15 protein-coding genes and 1 pseudogene are annotated in these 24140 nt (G+C 61.3%); 9 read left to right on the forward strand and 7 right to left on the reverse strand.

Annotated features, from left to right (window positions below):
- The first annotated feature begins 12 nt into the window (after positions 1 to 12).
- The 7 genes from AB1E34_RS02320 to AB1E34_RS02350 all read left to right on the forward strand — a co-directional run bounded on the left by AB1E34_RS02320 (position 13) and on the right by AB1E34_RS02350 (position 6015).
- Positions 13 to 957, forward strand: a complete 945-nt coding sequence (locus tag AB1E34_RS02320) for a DUF58 domain-containing protein (RefSeq protein WP_372570721.1) — start codon at positions 13 to 15, stop codon at positions 955 to 957.
- Positions 954 to 1430 carry a DUF4381 domain-containing protein gene (locus AB1E34_RS02325; RefSeq protein ID WP_372570722.1) on the forward strand — a complete coding sequence of 159 codons (477 nt, stop codon included), beginning with the start codon at positions 954 to 956 and terminating at the stop codon, positions 1428 to 1430. The genes AB1E34_RS02320 and AB1E34_RS02325 overlap by 4 nt, the downstream gene beginning before the upstream one ends.
- Before the next feature lies 1 nt (position 1431).
- Positions 1432 to 2412, forward strand: coding sequence for a VWA domain-containing protein (locus tag AB1E34_RS02330; RefSeq protein WP_372570723.1), 981 nt, complete (start codon positions 1432 to 1434; stop codon positions 2410 to 2412).
- Positions 2409 to 3929, forward strand: a complete 1521-nt coding sequence (locus AB1E34_RS02335) for a VWA domain-containing protein (RefSeq protein ID WP_372570724.1) — start codon at positions 2409 to 2411, stop codon at positions 3927 to 3929. The genes AB1E34_RS02330 and AB1E34_RS02335 overlap by 4 nt, the downstream gene beginning before the upstream one ends.
- Positions 3926 to 5188, forward strand: coding sequence for a hypothetical protein (locus tag AB1E34_RS02340; RefSeq protein WP_372570725.1), 1263 nt, complete (start codon positions 3926 to 3928; stop codon positions 5186 to 5188). The genes AB1E34_RS02335 and AB1E34_RS02340 overlap by 4 nt, the downstream gene beginning before the upstream one ends.
- Positions 5185 to 5319 carry a hypothetical protein gene (locus AB1E34_RS02345; RefSeq protein ID WP_372570726.1) on the forward strand — a complete coding sequence of 45 codons (135 nt, stop codon included), beginning with the start codon at positions 5185 to 5187 and terminating at the stop codon, positions 5317 to 5319. The genes AB1E34_RS02340 and AB1E34_RS02345 overlap by 4 nt, the downstream gene beginning before the upstream one ends.
- 369 nt (positions 5320 to 5688) lie before the next feature.
- Positions 5689 to 6015: a transposase gene (locus AB1E34_RS02350; RefSeq protein ID WP_372570727.1), complete on the forward strand. Its 327-nt coding sequence runs from the start codon at positions 5689 to 5691 to the stop codon at positions 6013 to 6015.
- Between the two features lie 63 nt (positions 6016 to 6078).
- Here the strand turns inward: AB1E34_RS02350 and AB1E34_RS02355 are convergent, their stop codons facing one another.
- A complete protein-coding gene (locus AB1E34_RS02355; protein WP_372570728.1) occupies positions 6079 to 6957 on the reverse strand; it encodes an endonuclease/exonuclease/phosphatase family protein in 879 nt (292 codons plus the stop codon).
- A 26-nt stretch (positions 6958 to 6983) separates the two neighbouring features.
- Here AB1E34_RS02355 and AB1E34_RS02360 point away from each other — a divergent pair, with 26 nt between their 5' ends.
- The gene (locus AB1E34_RS02360; RefSeq protein WP_372570729.1) at positions 6984 to 7715 is read left to right on the forward strand and encodes a hypothetical protein; all 732 of its coding nucleotides are present in this window, start codon (positions 6984 to 6986) and stop codon (positions 7713 to 7715) included.
- On the opposite strand, the pseudogene AB1E34_RS02365 reads toward AB1E34_RS02360, so the two are convergent.
- Positions 7712 to 8768 (reverse strand): annotated as a pseudogene (locus tag AB1E34_RS02365) (integrase core domain-containing protein). The gene AB1E34_RS02360 and the pseudogene AB1E34_RS02365 sit on opposite strands and share 4 nt — an antisense overlap.
- A gap of 458 nt (positions 8769 to 9226) precedes the next feature.
- Positions 9227 to 9643: an IS200/IS605 family transposase gene (gene tnpA, locus AB1E34_RS02370; protein ID WP_372570730.1), complete on the reverse strand. Its 417-nt coding sequence runs from the start codon at positions 9641 to 9643 to the stop codon at positions 9227 to 9229.
- Positions 9644 to 10072: 429 nt separating this feature from the next.
- Here tnpA and AB1E34_RS02375 point away from each other — a divergent pair, with 429 nt between their 5' ends.
- Positions 10073 to 10489, forward strand: coding sequence for a contractile injection system spike tip protein (locus tag AB1E34_RS02375; protein ID WP_372570731.1), 417 nt, complete (start codon positions 10073 to 10075; stop codon positions 10487 to 10489).
- 15 nt (positions 10490 to 10504) lie between these two features.
- Here the strand turns inward: AB1E34_RS02375 and AB1E34_RS02380 are convergent, their stop codons facing one another.
- The 4 genes from AB1E34_RS02380 to AB1E34_RS02395 all read right to left on the reverse strand — a co-directional run bounded on the left by AB1E34_RS02380 (position 10505) and on the right by AB1E34_RS02395 (position 24140).
- A complete protein-coding gene (locus AB1E34_RS02380) occupies positions 10505 to 16243 on the reverse strand; it encodes an eCIS core domain-containing protein (protein WP_372570732.1) in 5739 nt (1912 codons plus the stop codon).
- 1 nt (position 16244) lies between these two features.
- Entirely contained in the window at positions 16245 to 16661 is a 417-nt protein-coding gene (locus AB1E34_RS02385) for a hypothetical protein (RefSeq protein WP_372570733.1), read from the reverse strand.
- Between the two features lie 103 nt (positions 16662 to 16764).
- Positions 16765 to 20517, reverse strand: coding sequence for a DUF6519 domain-containing protein (locus AB1E34_RS02390; protein WP_372570734.1), 3753 nt, complete (start codon positions 20515 to 20517; stop codon positions 16765 to 16767).
- Entirely contained in the window at positions 20514 to 24140 is a 3627-nt protein-coding gene (locus AB1E34_RS02395) for a hypothetical protein (RefSeq protein ID WP_372570735.1), read from the reverse strand. Before AB1E34_RS02395 ends, AB1E34_RS02390 begins: the two co-directional genes overlap by 4 nt.

The raw sequence follows: 24140 nt of genomic DNA on the forward strand, positions 1-24140 counted from the left end.
GATGCTACGCCAATGATGCAGAAGGCAGCGATCACAGAACCCGGGCATGATCCCCGTATCCATGTCGACCTGCACCAGTTGGTCGCGCTCAGACGGCGTGCCTCGCGGCTGACCTTCCTGCCCCGGCAACCGGCGAATTCGGTTCTGAACGGCCGACATGCCTCGAAACTGCGCGGCCGGGGATTGAATTTCGAGGAACTGCGCGCCTATCTGCCCGGCGATGATATCCGCACGCTGGACTGGAAGGTAACAGCCCGCACCGGTACGCCCCATGTCCGGGTCTATACCGAAGAACGCGACCGTCCCACGCTGCTGCTGGTAGACCAGCGCATATCGATGTTTTTTGGCAGCCGGGTCTACATGAAATCCGTCATCGCCGCCGAGGCCGCCGCCATCGCTGCGCATCTGGTGTTGGCGCAAGGTGATCGGGTCGGCGGGCTGGTCTTTTCGGACGACGCCATCGCCGAACACCGGCCCGTACGCTCGCCCATGGCCGTGCGTCGGATGCTGGCCTCGATCGCTGACGCCAACGGGCGGCTGTCGGCCCGACGTCAGGCCATGCGGCCCGACCTGTTCAACCGGATGCTGCGCTCCGCCGCCCGGATTGCCAAGACAAACTATCTGGTCCTGATCTTCTCGGATTTCGACGGTGTTGATGCCGCGTCCGAGCCCCTGATCCGCAGGCTCGCCAAGCATAACGACCTGCTGCTGTTCAACATTGCCGACCCGATGGCCACGCAAATGCCAAAAAATGCACGCCTTGCCATCTCGGATGGCGCCTTGCAGGCCGAGATCGACACCTCCTCTGCTGAGACCCACAGGCAGATAGAAGCTTTTGCGCAGGATCGGCTCGCGCTTATCCGGGGCTGGGCACAGAAATACCAACTGCCATTTCTGCCGTTATCGACGCAATCCCCTGCGCTGGATCAAATCTCGCATCTGTTGGGGGCGTCATGAACCCGGAGCTGCAAGGCCTCAACCTTGTCGAACTGATCGACCTTTTGGAGCCCGCGCCGGAACCTGCGCCAATCTCGATGATGCCGCAAACCGTTGGGTGGATCTGGCTGGGGCTGGCACTCACCTTGCTGGTGGGGTGGCTGATCCGGCGGGCCGTAAAGCATCGCCAAGCCAACGCCTATCGCCGTGCAGCCTTGGGCGCGCTCGCAGAGGCGGGGGATGATCCAGCGTGCGTCGCCGATATCCTGCGCCGCACCGCATTGAGCGGATTTCCACGCGGCGAGGTTGCGGGATTGACCGGCAAGGATTGGCTGCGCTTTCTCGATCAGACCATGGGCGGCGACCGGTTTTCAAATGGGCCCGGACGCGTCGTCGCGCAGGCCCCCTACCGCCCGGTCCCGGCGTCTCCGGAGTTGACCCAATTGGCGCGCGACTGGATCGCAACGCATAAACAACCAAAGCAAGAGGCCTGAGGTGATCACGTTGGTGCATCCCTGGCTCCTGCTCCTCCTGCCGTTGCCCTGGCTGGTCTGGCGGTTCCTGCCGCCACACCGCGAAGAGGTCACGGCCATCCGAGCCCCCTTTTTCCGGCAGTTGACGGAAGCGGCGGGCACTACGCCGCAAGCTGGTGCGGCGGTTCTGCACCGGAGCCGCGTTCAGATGATCGCTGCATTCCTCATCTGGACAATGATCGTGATCGGTCTGGCGCAGCCTCAGCGGCTGGGCGATCCTATAGTGATCGAAGAATCCGCCCGCGATGTCGTTCTTGCCCTCGATATCTCGGGCTCTATGGATCAGCGGGATTTCATCGGCGAAAACGGGCAAAGGATGCAACGGCTGTCCGCTGTCCGCGATGTACTCAAGACCTTCATCGCCGAGCGCGACGGCGACCGCATGGCCCTGATCGTTTTCGGCACGCGCGCCTTTGTGCAGGCCCCTTTCACCGAAGATCTGCAAAGTCTTGACGGATTCCTTGATCAGACCCAGGTGGGGATGGCCGGGCCAAACACCGCCATCGGAGATGCAATCGGTCTGGCGATCCGCATGTTCGACAGCAGCGAAGTCGAAGAGCGTCTGATCGTCCTGCTCAGCGACGGTGCAGACACCAACAGCCGTGTCTCGCCAGTGAATGCGGCAGAGATTGCCGCCGACAAGGGCGTCGTCATCCAGACCATCGGTGTGGGCGACCCGGAAGGGGCCGGAGAGGAGCGCGTCGATCTGGCTGCGCTGGAAGATATCGCCAGCCGCACCGGTGGCGCATTCTTTTACGCCGATGACAGCGCGGCCCTGTCGCAGGTCTATGACCAGATCGACGCCATGGCCCCGCGCATCGTCGAAGAGACGAGCTATCGTCCGACCCTGTCGCTTGTGTGGGTGGCCAGTCTGTTCGCCGCCTTACTGGGTGTCGCGACGCTTATTGCTTTGCTCGTTTCGCGGTCTCGGAGGCTGGCATGACCGGTCTTTTCGATGCCTTCCACTTCCTCCGCCCAGTCTGGCTGTTGCTGCTACCGGGCATTGGGCTGCTTTGGTACCTGGCAAGACCCCGTCGCAAACAGGACAGCCCCGATAGCCAGCACATCGCCCCGCATCTGGCAGAAGCGCTGCGGGTCGGTTCAAACACCCGGCGGCGGGTTCAGCCTATCGACAGCGTCGCCCTCTGCCTGAGTCTGCTGACACTGGCCGCAGCCGGGCCAACCTGGAGCCGAATCCCCAACCCGTTGATCGCGGAATCCGCTCCGCTCGTGGTGGCGCTCAAGGTGACGCCTTCGATGGAGGAAGCCGACCTCGCGCCATCGCGCTTGGATCGCGCACGGTTCAAGATACTCGATCTGATCGCCACGCGGGCAGGCGGGCGCACCGCGCTTGTGGCCTACGCTGGCACCGCACACCGGGTCGCACCGTTGACCGAAGACCCCGACATCCTTCGTCCGCTTTTGCAAGGGCTGAGCTCCGAGGTCATGCCTGTCGAAGGCGATGATGCTGCCGCGGCGTTGGCGCTTTCGATGGATATTCTGGGCGCTGCGGAGACGCCCGGCGCCATCCTCTTTGTGCTCGACGATCTTGATCCGGCCATGGTTACAGCATTCACCAACGATGACCCCGCGCAGCCGCCGGTGGCGATGCTGGTTGCCGTGCCCGCCGGGCAAATCCCGGCCCAAATCGCCGGGCTGACAGGCATCACCACTGTCGGCTTGACCGCGGACGACCGGGACATCGCGCAAATCGAACGGCAGCTGATCTCAGCGCAACAGATGGCACAGCTGGACGATGAACGACTGGACTGGGACGATCGCGGCTGGTGGCTGCTCTGGCCAGCCGCGCTCATCGCGCTGCTGTGGTTCCGCCGGGGCTGGACCATGCGCTGGGGCATCGCCATCGTTTTAGTCGCGGGGCTTCAAATGCCGGGCAACGCGCAGGCCGATGGATGGCGGGATTGGTTTCTGACACCCGATCAACAAGGACAGCTTGCCTACCGAAACAAGGATTTCGCCCGGGCCGCTGAACTGTTCAATGATCCCATGTGGAAAGGCCACGCATTGTTGCGTGAGGGCCGCTATGAAGAAGCGGCAGAATTGTTCGCGGAGCTGGATAATGCCGAGGCTGCCTTTTCCGAAGGTCTCGCGCGGATCGGCAACCGCGAATACCGCGCTGGTGCGCGGGCCTTTGAAACCGCGCTTGACCGCCAGCCGGATTTTCCCGCCGCCGCCAAAAACGCCGAGATCGCCTGGGCCATCGTCGAACAGGTCGAAAGCACCCGCGAGCAATCCGATACCGGCGAGGAAAGCGGCATCGGCGCGGACGACATGACATTCGATAACGAAGCGCAGCGCGGCACGGTTACGCAGGTCGATGCCCCCATGGACGAGGAAACGGCACTGTCCCCCGACCAGTGGATCGACAGTATCGACACCGAGATGGGGGATTTCCTGCGCAGCCGGTTCCTTTACGACAATGCCGAGGGGGGCACATGATCCGCACTCTGATCGCGATATCCTTCCTCTGCCTTGGTACCGGCATCGCAGCCGCACAAGACCCTCGCATCACGGCGGAGCTGGAGAGTGACAGCACAATCGTCGGTCAGCCGCTGCTCTTGCGCATTTCGGTCCTTGTACCGACTTGGATGCCCGAACCGCCGGTCTTTCCAGCGGTCGAACTTCCGTCACTGCTGGTCCGCCAGCCCGAGCGTGCCTCGGGCCCGATCAGCGAGAATATCGACGGCGAAACCTGGTCGGGCGTGCGCCGCAGCTACCGCCTCTACCCGCTCGCGGGCGGCAGCTTTACCCTGCCGCCGGGCGACGTGACACTCACCTATGCCAACCCCGAAACAAACGCGCCCGTGACATTCGCTGCCCCCCTTCCCGAACTGACCTTGGCCGCCGCCATCCCCGAAGGGGCCTCCGGGCTTGATCCGCTGATCATCGCCAGCGGCTTCGAATTGCAACAACAGCTTGACGGAGATACCGACCCCGCTGTCGGCGGAGCCGTGACGAGGACCATTACAGCCAAAATCACCGGCACCTCACCAATCATGATCCCGCGCCTGACCGCCGCGCCCGACGGGGAAAGCCTACGCGCCTATTCCAAAGACCCCCAAATCGACGAGAAAGAAGACCCCGGTAAGCTGTTGGGCACGCGCTCGGAAACAACAACCTATGTTGCTCAAAACGAAGGGGCTGTCACACTTCCGGGCCTGTCGCTCGACTGGTTCAACATCGAAACTGGACAGCTGGAAACGGCGACTATTCCGGCCATCGATATGTCAATTCGCGGAGCTGTCTCTGGCGAGGGGGACGACGCGAAAACATGGCATCTGCACAAATCGCTTTGGTGGGTGCTGGGTCTGGGCGTATTCATCGCACTAGCGCTCAGGGTGTTTTCGGCGCGCGCAGCTTCCTGGCTTGCGGCCTTGCGATCGCGGGCCATTCAAACCGAATGGTACGCCTCGCATAAGGTTGTGAAAGCCCTGTCGCGTCGAGATTTGGCAGCTATTTCGGCCGCGCTTTCTGAATGGAAGAACCACTATCCCGGCGCACCAGAACAAAGCTTCTCGGCGCTACTTGATGGCGTGGCCTCAATCGGCAAGGCCCGGTTTGGAGTGCAGGCCGATGGGGCGACTGAGAATTGGCGCGCGTTACGTTCCCTTTTGTCAGCCACACGCCGCCGTTTGCGGCGCGACAGCCGCCGCGCGCGTCATAGCCCGCAATTGAACCACCTGAATCCGGCGACATGACCATGCCCGAACTGGCCGGTGCGCTGGCGGAAGCGACCGGCGTTCAGACGCACCCTGATGCAATTGGCCGGTTCCTACGCAAGCTCGGCTTCACGTACATAATTGAGGAGGATCAGAAAGCGATCCAGTGAATCGTTTTCCCGACGAACACGTTGGTCGCGACCGAGCGACGCCGCGCAAAGGTAAGAAAGCAGCGCGACGACTGGTTCAAGCATCGCCTTCCTTCCGTCGCGGCCCAGCCCGAGCGTGCTGTCTTCATTCCCTTTCGGGACATTGCTGCGCAATGCCCTGTCGGGCAGCGGATGAAACCTCCGTCAAAACCAATCTGACCCGCCAGCGCGGCTGGTCTCAGCGAGGTGAGCGGCTCGTCATGGATGCGCCCTTTGGGTCATGGGGCACGCAGACCTTCATTGCCGGCCTGAGCGCTGAAGCCTTGATCGCACCGTGGGTCATAAAGGGGGCCCCTCTCATGCGTGTAAACATGCACTGCCGGGCAGTGGATGGATGGTGAAGCCTTTGCCGCTTACGTCGAAAAGGTGCTGGTGCCGAAACTGGAACCGGGCACCGTCGTCATCCTCGACACGCATAAGAATGCCGCGGCCGCAAAAGCCATGCGCGACGCCGGATGCTGGTTCTTGTTTCTGCCGCCTTATAGCCCCGACCTGAACCCTATCGAAATGGCATTCTCAAAGCTCAAAGCACATCTCCGCAGGATCGGCGCGCGAACCTTCACCGATATGTTCGACGCCCTGACAGAAATCTGTGACCTACTCTCGCCACAGGAGTGCTGGAACTACCTTAAGGCTGAAGGGCATGTCTCAGGTTAAACGTCGTGGGCTCTAGTCATCTGACCTTCGACACCAAGGGTCAGTGTGCCTCGGCATTTCCAGCTATAATTCGAGAACCAGAGGACAATGATCCGAGACTTCGGGCTCGTGGACCACATCGAAGGACTTCACGACCTCTTCGCGATTCACAAGCAGATAGTCCGCGAACCGGCCCGGTTTTTTGTAGTGCGAATTTCGCGTGCTCTCAAAGCCGCGCCCAGTCACCAACTCCTTCAGCCCGGCGTCACCGAGGATGGATAATGTTTCACTGTCGGGTTCGACATTGAAACCACCGCAGATGACGACCACGTCCCCCTGCTCGGACACCTGCTCGGAAAAATCGAGCAGTTTGCGCGCCTGTTCCGCTCGTTCAGGCGTGTCCATTTTGCCCTTCCGATGCCAGAGCCCGTGCATATGCGTCAAACTGATCGACCGGTCGGAGGCATAATCATAAACCCTGACGCCATGCGCGCCACGAGATCGCGGGTGATCGCCGTAGCCGACGGGGGAATAGTCCTTGTGTACGAAGCCTTGTACCTGGCCGATGATCGGTAGCGAACGATGGACGAATGTCGCCAGCCCCCATTGCGAAGGAACCGATTGGTCTTCATCCCAAAGAACGCCCTGCGCTGCCGGACAGAAAATCGCCACATGATCGGGCAGAATGTTTGAAACATCCCGGAAGAAGTTGGCGCGCTGTGGCAGAACATGCTCGCCATCCCGGTACGTCAGCCAGTCTTTTTCCGAGCTGGGGCTGTGAACCACTTCTTGAAGACAAAAGATGTCAGGAGCGGTGGCGGCGACATACGGCAAAAGATCTTCACAAAGCTTTCCTCCCCAACCGTTCAGGCACATTATCTTCACGAGTATCAGCCTCCTTTTTACTTTGAAGCCGCCATTCGGGTTTTGTGGCTCAGCGCGTTCCGCGACCGCCCCAATCATGGTACTCTCTTAGGATGCAAGACGACATGACCCGGCGATCAGTTGTCGCGCAATTGGGCGCAATCACCGCGCTGTTGAGTATCGGTTGCGGCGCTTCTGCATTTGCAGGGCCAGCTGGTCGCGAAATCGAACGGCTCATCTCAAGGATCGATGAGCTTTCGGGTTCGCTGCGAGGCGCGGTGATCTCGGTAGAAGATTGGCGAGCGGGCATTGATGAGTTGCTCTCTCAGGTGCCCGAGACGGACCTGATGAAAGGGATAGACTTCGAGCGTCTGGCAGCACGGATCGGCTTTGCCGAACTGGGCGTCTCAACAGCGCGGATCGATTTCGGTCTCGACGAGCAGAGAACGTTGCACTTCCTGCCAAAGCTCTTTGCCGTGAACACCGGAAGGTCGATCATACCGCACGGACATGCAAACATGGTGTCGGCCCATTTGCCGTTGACCGGCGCGTTCCGGCTCCGACAATACGATCAGGTGTCACGCGACGAACGCGCGCTGACCGTTCGGCCCACCGCAGACCGCGTCATACGCGCGGGTGATCTGTCCTCCATAGGAGAGGATGACGACAACGTGCATTGGTTCATCGCACAAGAACCGTCTTACACGTTTGATGTCATAGTATCAGGGCTCGACGATGGGCGGGAACAGACATTCGAGATTTTCAATCTGGACATGGAAGCCGCGGAGCCCACCGCGAACGGATTGCTCAATGTGCCGCGTATGACGGTGTCCGAGGCCTTGAGAAAGTACGGCTAGTTGCTCAGTCCCGGCATCTGGTGGATCGGGTTTAGGATGAATCGATCTGGCTCTGATGTCCAGTTTTTGCAGATGTATTCGTAAGGCGTGAGACCGCTGAGCGCCGTTAAGCGACATGCGAAATTGTAGGCGTCCAGAAAGTCTGCGAGGTGGCTTCGAAGCTGATCGTGGCTTTCGTAGTGATACCGCTTCACCGTCGCGTCCTTGATGGTGCGGTTCATCCGTTCGACCTGTCCATTGGCCCAGGGATGGCTAGGCTTTGTCAGGCGATGCTCGATGTCGCTCGACCATTGTTCTTGAACCAATGGCGAACAAGGCCTCGCCCTCGCAGATAAGATCGAAACGCATCTTGCGGAATGTCACGCTGTCACGATTGCGCGGCTGCTTTGCGAACTGGATGCCGTTGTCCACTACCCGGCAGGGCATTGCGCCGCAATGTCCCGAGAGGGGGTCAGGATGGTGTGGAGCTTGTAGGGCACTTCCTCCAGCAAATGTTCAAGGAACTCTCAGGCTGTCATGCGATTGGCTTTCTCGACCAACTGCGCCACGGTAAACTTGCTGGTTCGCTCAATCGCAACAAAGAGATAGAGTTTGCCTTACTCGGTCCTGACTTCGGCAATATCGATATGGAAATAGCCATTTGGATACCGCTTGAACTTTTGCCGCTTGGGTTTGTCACCTTCGACGTCTGGCAAACGGGATATCCATTCGCCATTGTCACTCGGACCAATGGCGCGACATGGCTCATCGCTGAAAGCAGCGATGCAGTGAAGACCGCGTCAGATGTGGGATTGAGGGCTGGAGTGCATAACGGCAATCGTCCAGGAGCAGCAGAGTGTGCCGTCGGAACGCAACCACCATCGCCTCCTCTTCTTCGCTGAGAACACTGGAGCGAGGGTCTTTCGGCCCCGTCATACGATCCTCCAAAGTCTGCCGCTTGCGCCACTTGGCAACGGTCTTGGGATTGATCACAAGCTCGCGGCTCGGCTCCGCGATCGCAGCCTGCGATCGCTGTATGTGAGCTCGGATGGCGTGCGTGCCCTCTCGGCAGATTTGCTATGCAAATCGCCTGCCGGGTAACAGTACGCGGCGCTGCCGTGACGACTTCGTCCCATAGTGCTTCCTTCCATTCAAACGAAAAGATCAGACAATCAAACCTTGGGATCAAACACCCAAGCCGAAGTTTCAATCTGCAAGATGGGCCCCAAGCCGACTTGCGGCGTTGCGGGAAGGCAAAACTTTGCAGGACAACGGTGCAAAGGTCGGCAGCGCGGATAAAGTGTGAATTCACCGGTCTGCACCAACAGCGGCAAACAGCGCATAGCGTTTGCCTCGAGCCGCCGGAGCAACGGGAAGCAATCGCTTGCTACTGGCGCGAATAGATCGCGTGCAGGCGCAAAAGCAGACGTTGGCGTGACAATCAGTCAAGTTGGCATGCAAGGGCCTTACCGGCCAGCGGACCAAGACCGAAAGGACGGATGAGGATCAGGGCTGAGACAGATACTGAACGACTACCGGCTGATGCCGGTAGGATCGGCGATATGGTTTTCGAGGTATTGCAAGACGATGTCTTCTGTAATGGCGCCGTTGGTGGTTGAAAAGTAACCCCTGCCCCAGAACCGGCGCCCCCAGTAGCGCCTGCGCAGCGCAGGGAATTTCCGTTGTACCTTGTGAGACGAACGGCCCTTCATCCTGCGCACCAGGTCGGAAATGGAGATCTTCGGTGGTACCGATACAAACATGTGGACATGGTCGCTCGACAGCACCCCGCGCAGGATGTCGACCTCGTTCTCGCGGCAGACCTGACGGAGGATGTTCCGCACCCGCAGGCGCACCCCACCGGTCAGCACTTTGTAACGGTATTTCGTCGACCAGACGATGTGGTAGCGGTGATAGAAAACGCAATGCTTGCGGGTGTCATATTGCATGCCCTTACCCTCTGGAAAATGAGCCTTCCGACCGGCTGCGGCTCATTTTCCAGAGGGTAAGGGCATAACACGATTCTTTCGTGCTAAAGCAAATCCGACTGGAAGTCGGAGGGTTTGCTCCAAGGCGTGGATACTCAAAGGCACGAATCCCGCCCAATACCCGGCGCGCGCCACGAAGCGGCCAGAAGGTGCGGTTGATGATCTTGGTGCCATCGACGGAGCAACGGAAACACCTCTGGCAACCACAACGCCCGGCAAACCGCGATTCCGCTCTGTGATGAAAGCCATGTGAACACGTGACGCCTTCATTTGGCCCAGGCATCTTGCCGCACCAACCCGTCGGACCAGGCGGACCAATCCGGCCGCAGTTGCAAAACCGCAGGCGCAGTGGCGCGATCTATGCTAGGCTAACGGCCAAGGAGACGGTTCATGGATTTTGTCGTTCTGTCCAACGATCAGGCGCTATTCGATCCTGTCTTTTCTGCTGCGATCGTCGTGCCATCCCCGGGTGTCATCACCGGCAGTGCGCCGCAAAACTCGAATGGCATAACCGCCTGCGTGGTCGGGGACGAAGCCAGCGTCATGGTGCCGGGCGTCACCTATACCATCGGTGCCATGGTCGGTGGGTTGGGCACTCTCAGTATTCTGGCGCTTGGGCCAGATCAGCAAGCGCGCAATGCAACATCGGCTGGCCGTCCGCTGATCCTGAAGGGAACCCAGTTTCGCGCGCAGTTGCAGGTTGTCGTTCCTGCAACGAACCCAAACAGCGGCGTTACCGATCCCGTTCCGATCCATTTCGGCACAGGGCGTTTCCATACGGTCAACACGGTTTATCAAGCCTCATGACCCGTGCTGGCACATCTAGCGCCTGATCCACCGCGTGCCGCGGAAATGGGTGTTGGTTGCACCGGCTCCAGCGAAATTGGGGCCCACAAAGAGCTTGTAGTTGCCACCTTGCCCGCCCTTTGAGCGGTTGAGCGACGCGCTGATGACCTGCAGACCGGAGGTGCGAGTTGCTGCGGAGTTGCGCGAGCCCTGGCCACTGTTGAACCCGGTGCGGTTCCAGTGCTGAACCAGAGGTGTCTTGTGGTCGACGTCGAAATGGACCGTTCCACCGTAGGATTGCGTGAAGTATCCGCCAGCACGCGCGCGGGCGATGCTGAAACCCGCACGTGTCGCGTCGCGACCGCTGAAGAGCTGCATGTCCGCCCCCGGCAGTTTTATGCTACGGATCGCATCCCAAGGCTGCCAATACTGGTTCACGCCAAAGCTGGTGATCTTTTGCGCCCGCGTGGAGCCGGACAAGCTGGTCGCGGAATCGTAATTCGCTACTTGGGCATTGATCCTGCTGCGGATCGCTCCGATCCGTGCCGAAAAGAACGACCGCCGTGTCGCCGCCCATCCTGCCGGTTGTTCATAGAGGTCTGCACGGATCCTCTCGCCGTTGACCCCTGAGGGGAACCCGCGTTCACGTGGGACCGCCGCGTTTTCTTCCTCGTAGCCACGCTTCACCTTTCGCCGCAAAGTGGCGGTTGAGGCACGGCTGCTGTAGAAAATACTTGTAAGCTGTGTTTTGGCGTCCCGGAAATTGGCCGTGCCTGCGTTGATCAGACCTTTAACGCGGGTGATTTGGCTGTTGGGTGCCGAGGCATCGGCGTCTTTTACACCACCTTCGATATGTGGCCCCATCGCATTGCCGAACTGGTGTGACGCCAGCGCGGGTCTGGAAATGATATCGCGGACCGGGTTTTGCTCCTCGAGTGCGGCTTTGGCTTGGGTCCAATCATTGATATGCGCCGCCCGCTGAACGGAGATTTTGTCCAGTGACCTTTCGATGGGTCCGCGTGCCCGTGCATGGCTGGCGTTGATATTCGGGCGGAAGCGCTGCTTGATATCTACCAGCACGTCTTGTGCATCCCGAACCCGCGGGTTGACGGAGACCTCGAAATCGATGTCACCATCGGTGGTAACCTGATTGGGGCTGCTGTCGAGAATGGTGATCCGGATGCGGCCGCGTTCTAGGCGCGGTTGGTATCGGCTGCGCAATTGGTTGGCCTTGCGCCGGGCCGCAGCGAGCGCCCGCGCGGGGTGCCTTTCCCGCCCCGGTCTTTTCAGTTCGCGGGCGATGGCGCGCACCACGGCCATCGGGCTCATCGGTCGGCCTCTGCCCCTACCACGACCCCGTCCACGGCCACTTCGTCCGCGACGCAAGAGCCGTTGGACGCCGCGTTTCAGGCGGCGGAACAGAGCGGTGATGGCGCGTGTGGCCGGACGGCGGATCGCGCGGAATATCTGTTGGATACGGCGCACGGCACCGCCAATGCCAACGAGCGCGCCAACGAAACTGAGAGCGACGGGCAGAAGCCGCTGCAACACCGTGTTGATCGCACCGGCCAGCACACCGACATTTCCGCTGAGCACTGCAAGCGCCGTGCTGGCGATCGTGGAGACAAGTTCTGCCAGTTGTGCCGCGTTGTCGCGGAACCACAGCACCACATCAATGATCGTCGACACGATGGTAATGACGGTGCCTGCACCACCCGACAGCAACCCTGACAAAAGGCCCAGCGCCTTTCGGATTCCGGCCACAACAAGCGACTGCGCGAGCGCCTGGCCGATCTTCTCCATCAACTCGCCCTTGATGCGCTCGAACTCGGCGCGCAAGTGGTCATATAGCCCCGCAGGCCCTTCGTTAACCAGAATGTCGAACAAGCGTTTGATATGTTCGAAACCGGCTGCGCCTGCTTCGATCATAGCGACAACGGGGCGGCCAAACACGCGGCGAGCGATATCCTTGATGTTGGTCAAGCCCAGCCCCACCAGTTCCATAGCAAAGCCGATGAGGCTTTTTGCATCGAACGAGGTCGGCACCTCAATCCCTGCGGAGCCCAGATTGCCAGTCAGCCATGTCACGACGGCGCTTCTGATATTATCCCCGATATTGTCCATAAACATCGTCAGGCCTTGCACGATCCCGGCCCCGAGATTGCGTAGGAACTGCCCGGGCTGACGCATGATCCGCATTGCAGCGTCCCCGACGATTGAGGTCAGGCGGTCAATCCAGCCGGTGATGAAATCGACGGCGGCGTTATAGGCATCGCGCGCGCTGTCGACCCAGGTCGAGTATTCGTCGCGCACCTGCTGTTCGATGTCACGCACGCTTTCCAGCGCACGGGCATAGCGCTGACCGAGGCCAGTTACGAGCTCGCTTTGGCTGCGGTTGATGTCGCCCTCGAGTCCGGAAAACCGTTCATTCATCTGGTCCGAGATTTCGCTGCGGAAGTCCGCCAGATCATCGCCAAGAGTGGACAGTTTTTCCTCGACCCTTCGTTTGCCATCCTCGACCAGTTCCTTCGCCTCGCGCAGCCCGGTTTCGACGATATCCGCAACGTTTCCGATGGCCACGCGCATGTCCGCAATGAAGGTGCGACGCCCTTCGCCATAGAAATCCCAGACCTCGGCGGGTGGGTAGTCGAAAAGCTTGTCGGCAAGCAAATCGACAAGGTCTTCCAGCCAGTTCTTCTCGTAGATCTCGGCGTTGGTGCGGATGAAGTCCTCGAATGTCGACACAGCGGCGTTGGCTTCGGTGTCGAAGGTCGTGGTCACGTCCGTTGTCATCGTGTCGAGCCGGTCGGTCACTGCCGACTGCGTCTCGGTAAAGATCGTGTTGACCTCGTTTGAGACTTCCTGACGCTTGCGGGCGTTCTCTGTTGCTGCAGCACCTTGATCATTCCCCACCGTAGCAAAGCTGGTGGTGCGGTCGTTGAACAGGTCGCTGACACCTTCGCGACCAGCCTGAGCGGCACCGCCGCGTGCGTTTTGCAGCGCCTCGGCCTCTTGCGTGCGGTAGTCTTGTGGTGCGTTCTGCGTCACCTCCTGTAGCCCGTCCTGCGCCTCGGCGGCAGCGCTCAATTCGGGGTCGGAATGTTCGTCCATATAACTGCGGGTGATGCAAGCCTCGCGCAGGATGTTTTCGGTGCGTGCCGTTTCGGACGTGAAATCGACCTCGGACTCGGTCCGCGGTGGCGGCATCGCGCGATCCGCGCGCACACTGCCGGGTTGTGGTCCGGGGGGTTCCACGTTCAGCGTCTGGGCCTGCCGCGGGGATTGGCCCGGGCCCGGGTCTTCGGTCGCGGCCTGATTCAGAGGCTCGCGCGAGTCCTCGGCAGAGCCTTCTGCCTCACTGTCGACCGCCCGTTTGACCTCGGCTGCCTTGCCGCGGCTTGAGAACTCCATGACGTCGTTCAAGACCTCGGGAGCAATCCGTTCGACCTCGTCCAGCACGCTTTGGATGAACCCTTCGCGATCAAAAGCAGGGGGAGCCGCTGCTTCCGCTTCCATTGTGGCGACCTGATCCGTTTGCGCATGTGTGCGGTTTTCGCCTTCGGTCACTGGTGCCGCGTCATTGGCCGCGTTCGACTTGTTTTCCCCAGAGTCGTGCTGCGCCTGGTTGGCGGCACGGTTTTCGCTGCGCTGCTCCATGGAGATGAATGCGGGGTCTTCAGATGCAGAGGTTGGAGAAGGGATGACCTCGACCTCTGGCACAGGTTCGGGGGGCGGGCATTCCTCGTCACGTTTGATCAGGGCCGCGCCACGGCCCTCGTGATACTGGCGCACATGCGTCAGTTCATGGGCGATCAGGGCGCGACCCGCGCGGGTCTGCGGCTGAAACGCTCCTTGACCAAAGACAACATGCCCTTGCGATGCAAAGGCCCTTGCGCCGACGCGCGCTGCTGCGCGTGCGGCATTCGGGCCGTGATGGATGCGCGTGCGGCCAAAGTCATGCCCCAGCATGTCACCCATGTCGCGGGCCAAATCTGTCGGCAAGGGAGCGCCCGGGCTGGCAAGGACCTCTTTAACCGCACTCTCGGCCTCTGCCGTGACCCGTGTCCCGGCATCCGACCGCGCCAGTCGCTGTACATCCGGGGGTGCCTCATCGCGGATCGGTTCTTCTTCGACCTCGTCCACGGGAGGGCGGGATGTCTCCGGCACATCTGTTCCTGCGCTGTCACCACGACCGGTTGCTGTCTGCGATGTCATCGCTTGTGCTGTCGGGGCATCGGCAGCCGCCAGTACAGATGTGTCCAGCCCGCTGACCTGCGAGGGCGTCGCACCCTGCGATGAGGGTTGCGAGGGCTTGGGCGCGATTTCGGTCCGGGATGGTCGTTGCGTTGCCATTGGATTGACGTTCGGATCTGAACGGTAGCGCGGCGGCAGAGGCGATGTGACCGGCACACGCCCCTCATCTACATCCCCCTCCGGCAGTGCAGCGCTGGCGCTGGTGTCCTCCAGATGATGGTAGACGGCGTCGCGTTCGCCTGCGCGTAGCAGCTCCCATTCGGTGCGTGCGCCACGGTCATTGCGATGCACGGTGAGGCGCAGTGTGTAATCCGGTGTTTCGATCACCCGCCGGGTCTCTGCGGCAGTGGCCCCTTCAGCCAGTAGCGCACGCAAATCCTCTGCGCCGGGTCCATGGGCGGCCATACGCAGGATTTCGGCAACGATGGTCCCGATGGCTTTGGGCAGTTGTCCGCCAGCACTGCCAACCAAACGTTCGAGTTGCCGCGCCAGGGCGTCGTCGCGAGGCGATCCGATCTGTTTTCCGGCTTCCGGCCCAAAGATCTCGCGCTGCACACGGTGCAAGCCGCCTTGCTGTTGCAGCACATGTGTCAACTCATGTGCCAGAAGCCGTCGGCCTGCGTCCGTATTGGGGCTATATTGATTCCGGTTAAAGACGATATGCCGACCTACCGTGAACGCCCGCGCGCGGGCCTCTTGCGAAAGGGCTCGGGCTTGCGTGTTCGTGTGGATCCTCACATGCGCAAAGGAGTGGCCAAACCGGCTTTCCATAAAGCTCCGCAACCCGGGAGCGAGCGGCGCGCCGCCCGAGCATTTGAGATGTTGCAGGCGGTGTTCGAACCCGGATGACATGCGACGACGTCGCGCGCGCGGCTGCGGGGCCGCCTGAACCTCTTCCTCGTCGTCTTCTCGCTGCAGTGAAGCTGTTTGCGCCTCCTCTTCCTCGCTCTCACGCTGGAGCGCTACCGCTTGGGCGTCTTCCTCCTCACTTTCGCGCTGCAGCGGTGCTGCTTGGGCTTCCTCTTCTTCACCCTCGCGTTGGAGCGGCACTGCTTGCACCTCTTCTTCTTCGCTATCGCGCTGCAAAGGGGCCGCTTGCACCTCTTCCTCCTCTTCCTCCTCCGCCTCGCGTTGCAGGGGGGCGGCCATGGCCTCTTCGTCTTCCTCGCTCTGCCTCTGCAGGCTCGGTGCGTTTGCGTCGTCTTTTGGGCGCTCGTGATCCTCACAGGTGATGCATTTTGCTTGCACGCCACCGGCGATCGCGCGCTGAAGACCGCCGCGGCTGTCCGGGCCGGGCTTCTTGAGTTTGGACTTTGCCTCCTGTTCGGGCATCTGCATGATCCGGGCAGCGACGCTGTCAGCTTCCTGTTCGTAAACGTCGCCGGGGGCATTCACCGTCAGCTTGGCTTGCATCAAGGCGGCAACACCGTCACGGCGCGGCGCAACCAGTGTCGCGCGGGCTGCCGGCTTGATATTTGCCGCCGCGGGCGGTTGCGCCTTGGGTTTGGCCTTGACCGCCATTCTACCTCCCTCGGTGCGCCGTGAAGGGTTGGGCCAGATCGAGCACGTAGTCGGTGTAGCGTGCCGTTTTACGCACCTGCCGCCAACGCCCCTTGTTCATGAATCTGTGCATACGCGCGTTGTCAGCCGCGATGCGTGCCGCAGCCTTGCCGCTGGGATAATGCGCGCGTGACAAAAGTTCACAAAATCGCGGAAGCAGACCCTTGCCACGGCTCGCGGGCAGCAGAAACGCGGAGACGATCCACATCACCGGCTCGCGCCCTTGGCCCGTGTTGAAGGCGGTTGCGCGCGCGGCAAGGTAGCCAGCGCGACGACCATCCCGGGTCAGAACATAGCCGCGAATGCGCGCGGATCCCGGGTTGGGCAGGCGCAGTTGGGACGTCCATGTCTGCACCCATGGCAGGTCGGCAGGTGTCAAGACGCGAAACCCCAATCCCCCGCCCGCACGTACGCCGAGTCGGGCTCCGGCGCGCCGGGGTGCAGGATCATCCAACAGGCGGACCCGGGATATCGACACGGTCCTAACCATCGCTGGGCAAGCTCCCCAGAACTGCAATCAGATCAAAGGTAAAGTCGGTCCCCTGATCCACGCCCAGGCACCCTTCCGCAAAGGCTGCGAACAACTGATTGGCTGTACTGCGCACGGTCGAGAGCGAGACAAGGGTCGAACCGCTGGTTTCTTCCACCGGTGCCAGTAGAACGAGGTTGCCCCGGTTCACCCAGTACAGCGGATCGCCACCGGGTGGGTTCGGCGTGCCCGCTTCAAAACTGCGCAGGGTCGAAACAAAGCCCAGATGCGTCGAAAGGTTGTCCGTGCTTGAGGCCAGAAACCCGCCCAGCGTCAGATGCGACATCAGCGCATCGTTGACGCCTTCGGCAATACGGTTGCGGCTGAAATTCGCGGTGGCCCCCACGGTCACCACATGGGCCGACATGCGGGGCTGGCGGGCAAAGACGGTGTCCCCGCTTTTCTTGGTGCCCGGATCCTCGACATTGAGAGAGAACTGGTTGGAGGTGCATTCGACGCTGTCCTGCGTGCATAACGCAACAGAAAATCCCGATTGCAGCCCTGTGCCCACATCTGATGGCGATACCCAGCGCAGGGTCACCTGGTTGCGGGAGAACAGAATGCGCCCGCCGGGACCGATGCGCGGTTCGGCCCCAGGAGGGTCGGTGTCGCGCTGCAAGTAATCGGGTGTTCCGTCGGGCATCAACCACCGGTCTTCGGACGGCTCGCCCGCGGGCAGGTCCGTCGCCTCTGCCGGTGCGCCCAGATTGGTGATGGCCACGCAGGCGGCTTTGCCCGCCTCTTGCGCTACGGCGTTGCTGCCGTTGGAAAAGAGGTGATTGCCCACCACAGACACCGGCCCCGTGGCCCGCGCGGCCAGGGCAGGGCCATTCGGATGATCAACCACGTTGCCTTTGGCACGCAAGGAAAACCCGAACGGATCCGCTTGATTCTGCGTCTCCGTATTCGAGGCGACACCGGCGAGCGAGACAAAGATGCCAGCGCCGGTCCCATCCGCCGAAGGAATGCCGCCTGACTGTTGCAAGCCGTTGTTGCGAATGTGGTTATCCTCGATCACGATCCGGTCGCCATAGAGAATTGACACACCCGCAATCGGGTTTGGATCACCTGTACCGTTGTCGCGGATGTCGTTGCCGATCACGTGGATGCCCTCGCCTTCCACCAGAAATACGCCACTATCCCGTGTGTCGCTGACCGTGAACTGGCCACCAAGTTCCGCCTCGCCCTCATCGAGCTTCTTGACCTTGGGTGCCGGGGCGAGGTCCCGCAGGCGGTTTGACTGATCCACGCAGTTTCGGATGCGGTTGCGCTGGATGGTGATCCGGTCGGTGGTAATCAGATCCCCCTGCCCTTCGTCTTCGTCGAGCGGCAGCAGGGTCAGAACCGAGATGCCATTGGCGGACATACCCTCGATCAGGTTGTCCGTAATCCGAATATCTTCCAGATCGCCCGCAGAACTGGCGTCATAACGTGTCTCCTCAACGGTGACCGGGCGCACCACGGAGAAGCTGGGCGCACACGGGTCCAAAGGGTTCAAAAGCCCGGTGCCTGCACCAAAGCCTCTTGTCGTTGTTGTGGTGGAGGTTTCGGACGTCCAAACGAGGCTGCCCAATGTGATCCCGTGTCCGACCCCACCGCGGATCACATTGCGATCAAGATGCATACGCTGACTTCCGCCACCCAGTTGAATCCCGGCCCAGGCCGAGCTGTCGCCCGTATCCGGCAGGCTTTCGATCCGGCACTCTGAGATCGTTATGTCTTCGCCTTGCGCAAACAGCGCCGCATCATCCGTCAGTGATCCATCAAGCTGCACCTCACACCCCGTCACCACCACATTCTGCGCGTTGCGGATATCGATGCCGGACCGGGTCTGCCCGCCTTCGCCCTCGCGTTGATCGGCCAGCACCACGAGCCCGTATAGGTGCTGACCGCTGAGCACGGTGTCGGCGTCGCCATCGGGTGCGTTGATCTGCACTCCGACCTGCGCCACGGTTTGCAGAGTCACGTCGCGCAGGGTCACGCGCGATCCGGTGACATAGATCAAGCCCGGGGCCGGGTCTTCAGCAATAGGGCTGCGCATCACGCTTTGAAACCCGCAGCCCTCAAGGATCACGTCGTCACGGTCGATCTGCACCTCCTCACTGTACACCCCAGGCAGGAGGCAGACCTTGCCGCCTTCGGCGGGCAGGTTGTCGACTGCAGTCTGGATCGACGTGTAATCGCCAACCGAGGTGACACCGTCACCCACGCTGTGCGTACAGCACCCATCGCCATCAACCAGCGGGTTGAAACGCGCGCGACAATCCTGCACCGTTTCGACAACCTCGGCATTTTCCGGCTCACCAGCCTCTGGCGGGCGGAAGGTGATCGTCGACAGCGGCGCAAATAGGCGCTGTGGTCCATGCGGTGGCACACCACCTGCCTGTGTCAGGTCCCACGGCACCACCGTGCGTGGCGTGTTGGGACGCAAGGTCGCCATCCAGAAATCACGTGTGATCCCGGCCCCCTCAAAGACCGGTTCAATTCCAAGCGTGTTCAGCAACGTATGCGGACCGGCCGTGTCCAGCAGAACCGGGTCGTCGTCATTCGCCAACCGGTGCCAGAACCGGACAAAGACATAGTCACCATCGGGGTCATTGTCGTTCGGAAGATAAGCCCGGTTCGGGTGCGCATCGTCCCATTGCCGGGTCAGTGCCGCCAGCGCAGGCAGGTCAGTCGCGTCAAGGCCGAACTGGTTTGTATCGGGATCAAACCCTTCGCTTACCCGCAAAAACACCCCCGCATCGGCCACCTTTTCCCCCTGGTCCAGGAGGGCCCCCCACGGCATAACTTCCACCACCGTGTTGCGAAGCGGCCAGCGGGTGGCATCGCGGGGCAGCGTCAGCATCTCAACGGGGATGGTGCCGTCCTCAGGGGCGTTGATACGCACGCGGTATATGCCTGCAGCATTGTCGGTTGCAAAAACATATCGGTCAGACGCGGCCATCATAATGCGCAACGCCGTGTTCTCGGCTCCCAGATACCGACCCGGATCGTCGGGCGAGCAGGGTGCACACGGATCCAGCGCCTCACCCGGCACGAGTGTCAAACGTAGCCGCGCTGGGGATTGCAGCTGCGTGCCACTGGCATTGAACGTCCCGCCCGTTGACGCCTCTATCCCGTCCCGCACGGCGGTCCAGGACTCTTCGCAACTCAGCCCGTTGTCGACTTCGGCGACTTCGGCATGCGCCATGCGTCGCACCCGCGTGGCGGTGTCCACATGTCCCAGCGCAACCTCGTGAAACTCCGCATCCTCGATCGATGTGACCCATTGCTCGGTTGCGCTGAGATAGACCAGTTGCGAATGCATCTCGCTGGGATTTGCCAACGGGGCTGAGCCCGAATCCATCTGCAGGAACTCGGATTGGAGTGCCACAACGTCGCCCAGGTGCGCGTATCGCTGCCCCTCGATATATAGCGCGCCGGGCAAAAGCGTGTAGGGTAACACATCCACTGCAGCTTGCCCGTTATAGGAGACTGGCTGTGGAATGACCGCGTCGCCCACCTGCAGGTCCACGGCAAAGCCCTGGTCCGGACTACCGGTCGGGCCGATCAGGTCGCGCAGGACGCGACGCCGATCTTCATCATCCAGTGCGGCGCCTTCATTGCGGTCCGCGTCCGTGACGACGCGGCCTTGCTGTTCCATCGCATCGACATAATGCTTGCGCGGTTGCAGCAGGAAACGGGAGATGTCGCTGGCGTTCATGGGCCATTCCTCCGTGTAAACGTGGACAGCCCTCCAACTGGGCTTGGGGTCTGTATCGAACCAAAAACGGCGGTGCAGAATGCGTTGAGGGCGGGCTGGACTTCCGATGCAAGCGCTTCGCAGCGCTGGGACTGCAGCCGGAACCAATTTAGGTTGCCGCCTTCGGCAAAATAGCGGTCCGCCTGATGGTTCTCGCAGCCGAAGATGACGGGGCAATGGGTCAGTTGGTTGTCAAAGCCGGACGTCAAAAACGGCGCTGCGACCGCAAGCGACAGCTGCGTGCTTTCTACAGTCTCGGCGACCCGGTTGCCGGTTGCTGTGACAGTTGCCCCGATGACCAAGGCATGCGCGAACACCGTTTCGTCTGGCACGTGCGCGCTGAGTTGATTGTCAGTGCATGTGACGCTGCCACGGGACAGCACCAGCACCGGAATCGCCGCGCCGTCGCTCTGGGTCCCGGCCAAGCGGGTGGAAATCTGATTGTCGCAGACCTGCACACCGCCTGTCGCCGCGATGCTTTGCGCAGCACCGGCCAAGAAGGTTTGCAAGCCAATGGGTTGGACCCAGCGATCCGGACTCGGCTCTTGCGTGGGCAAGTCGATTGCTTCGGCAATGCGGCTGGGATGAACGATGGCGACGGTCGCGGCACCAAACGGGCCGCCGCCAAAACTGTCGGCTGCGGTTTCCAACGTATTGCCCGAAATGTCGCAAAGCCCGCCTGCGAGTAGCGTAAGAGCTGGTCCAAAGCCACAGGTCACCGAATTTTCAACGACGCGAACGTCCCTGATCAGGGTGTCCTGCAACACGACCTCAACCAGATTTTCTTCTGACCGCGCGGTCAGAATGATCCCGCCGGAAAGATCACGGCCTGTGTTAGTGGCACCGGCACCCAGGTCGATCTTGTTTTTGCGCAAGACAATGCCCGACCCGAACGCGGCAAATATCCCACATCGTGGGCCGGACACCTCGTTTCGGCTGGGCCCAGAAATCTCGTTATCTTCAACTGTGACTTCCTGCGCATCCGAAAAGGTGATCCCGCCGCGGGTGCGGTCTGCGTCTGGCGCACCCGGACCGGCGGCATTGTCGTGCAGCCGGTTTCCTCGGATTGTTCCGCTTAGGACAAAGGTTTCGCGCCGCATGCACAAGGGGGCGGCGCGGGCGACATCAGAATGCACGACATTCAGGGCCAGCGCGCCAATACCGCTACCGATACAGCCGGTGATTTCGTTGTCGGCAATGAGCAGATCAGAGATGGGCAGGTCCGGTTCGGGGAAATAGTCCTGCCCTTCCACGGCGACAACTCCAAGTCGTGCTGTGGGAAACGGATCATCGCCGTCGCCCAGCACTTGTCCGAACCCGGTCCCAGCGCGCGCCAGAACGCTGCCATCAATCGCACGCCACGCGACGCTGCCAAGCGTGATGCCTTGACCCAGCGCCCCGCGGATCCGGTTGCCGCGTATCTCAAGCCCGGTGCTGTCGCCCATGACGTGAATTCCGCCCCATGCGCGATTTGAGAGTACCCCCTGATGCGTGAATTGATTGCCTTCGAGCAGCACGTCCCCCAACGCGCGTATCTGAACGGCGCTATGGGTCGACGCACCTGGTGCAGTTTGGATTTGGCAGCGGCGTATGGAGCTGCTGGCCACATCGATGGCCCGGATCGCGTTCTGCACCGGCGCGCCCTCGCTCGCTGTGCAACGCAACCTCAGATCCTGAAGAACAAACCCCGTTCCGACCAGTTCCACGGCGACCTGACCCGCAGCCTCGAATGTCAGATTACGCAAGGTTACACGGCCATCCGCGCTTTCCAATCGGGCGATGGGGGCATCGGTGCTTGAGGCGCGCAGGATCGTTCGCGTGCCGCACCCCTCGATGATGACACTGTCGCGCCCCCGCAGATCGAAGGCACCGTCAAAGTCGCCTTCCCGGACGCAGATCCGCCCACCTGAGGCGGGCAAGGCATCGATTGCGGCCTGCACGCTCTGGTACCGCGCGCCTGCGCCGTCCCCGACCACATGGGTGCAACAGCCCCGGTTCGTGATGGCCGGCAGGTTGGGACGACAATCCTCGATAGCCAGAACTTCATGGGACTGCCCAAAAAACGAACGCCATTGCACCAGCGCGAGGGGGGCGACCACCTCGACCGGACCATCCGGGGGTTGTCCGCCTTCTGCCATTATGTTCCAGGGCTGGATTCGGTCCGGTTGCGCCGTGCGCAACGTGGCGCGCCAGTAATCGCCGCGTCGCCCTGAACCACCAAAGACCGGCACGACCCCGGTCCGACCCAAGGGCAACCCGGCGGCCAGGGGGATGGCCGTGCCTTCACCCGGCCGCTTGCGGTGCCATATCCTCAGATAGACATAGCCGACATCGGCCCCGTTCTCAGCATCGCCGGGGTTCAACTCCGCAGCGTTTGGGTGGTTGGCATCCCATTCCAGGGCGACCACCTCCTGTCCGGGCGGTGTGCCCGCTTTGACAGCCTTTTGCGCGGCTTCCTCTGGCGTCTGCGACGACTTTTTGTTTGCAGCCTGTCCCAGAGCTTGCACCGCCTGTGCATCGAGCTGCACATGGAACGTCCGGTCGAGGGTGTTGTAGGGCACGTCGACCGAGCCCAAGAGACCGACGCGTTCTGCCACCTTCTCGTTGCTCAGCGGTTGGTCAAAACCTTTGCCTCCGCTGGGTTGTCCGTTCTCCAAAAGGGCGGACCAGGGTAGCAATTCGACAACGCGGTCGGTTTCCGGTTCGTGAAAGCTGTCTTTTGGTGGCGTCAGCATTTCAACCTGCGCCCCGCCGCCATCCAGAATGACCTTGGCCCGATAAATCGGCGCGCCCTCATCCGTTGCCCAGACATAGGTGTCGGCGGAGGCTAGCATGACGCGGATGGCCTGATCCTCACTACCCAGATAGCGCCCGCGCAGCGTCGGATCACAGCCGGGGCAATCGCCGGGCGGCTCGGTGCCGAAAGTCAGTTGCATGCGTGCGTTTGATTCCAGTACACCGGTATCCGCGTGATAGGTCGCCGTCTCACCATTGCCGAGCACTTCGAGCACTTCGTCAAATGCGGTCGCGCAGTTTTCGGCATCGACGGTGCGTGTTTCGACCCGTCGCATCCGGCGCGATCGCAGCGCCCCGTCCGCACCATGCAACGCCGGCTCCAAAAGCTCGGCGTCTTCGATAGCACTGACGGGTTGTTCCCAGACACGCAAGACAGACAGCTGGTTTTGCGTGCCGATCTGCGCCAGTGGCGCCGCCGCCGGTCCGATTTGCAGAAACTCCCGCTGGAACACCGCCGATGTAGCCTTGGGCTGTTCCACATACCAGCCACCCAGATGCATCGCGCCGGGTTTGAGATCGTAGTCCAGCACAAAAGCCTGCACCAACGCGCCAAAGCGCACAAGGCGCGACTGAACAACCTGCCCGACAACAAGGTCTGGCATGAAACCTTCATCCCGGCTGCCGCGCAGTCCAACCACATCACGCAACGCGGCGGTAAAGTCATCCGCGCGGGCAACGCGCCCCTCATTCACATCGCTGTCGAGCAACCGACGCGCCTGTTGGACGCGCGTGCCGACATAGGCCTTCTTGCTGGCCTTCAAAAGTCGGGTGACGTCCGTGCTGCTCAT

It is taken from the genome of Ruegeria jejuensis (assembly GCF_041537905.1).
Lineage (GTDB): Bacteria > Pseudomonadota > Alphaproteobacteria > Rhodobacterales > Rhodobacteraceae > Ruegeria_C.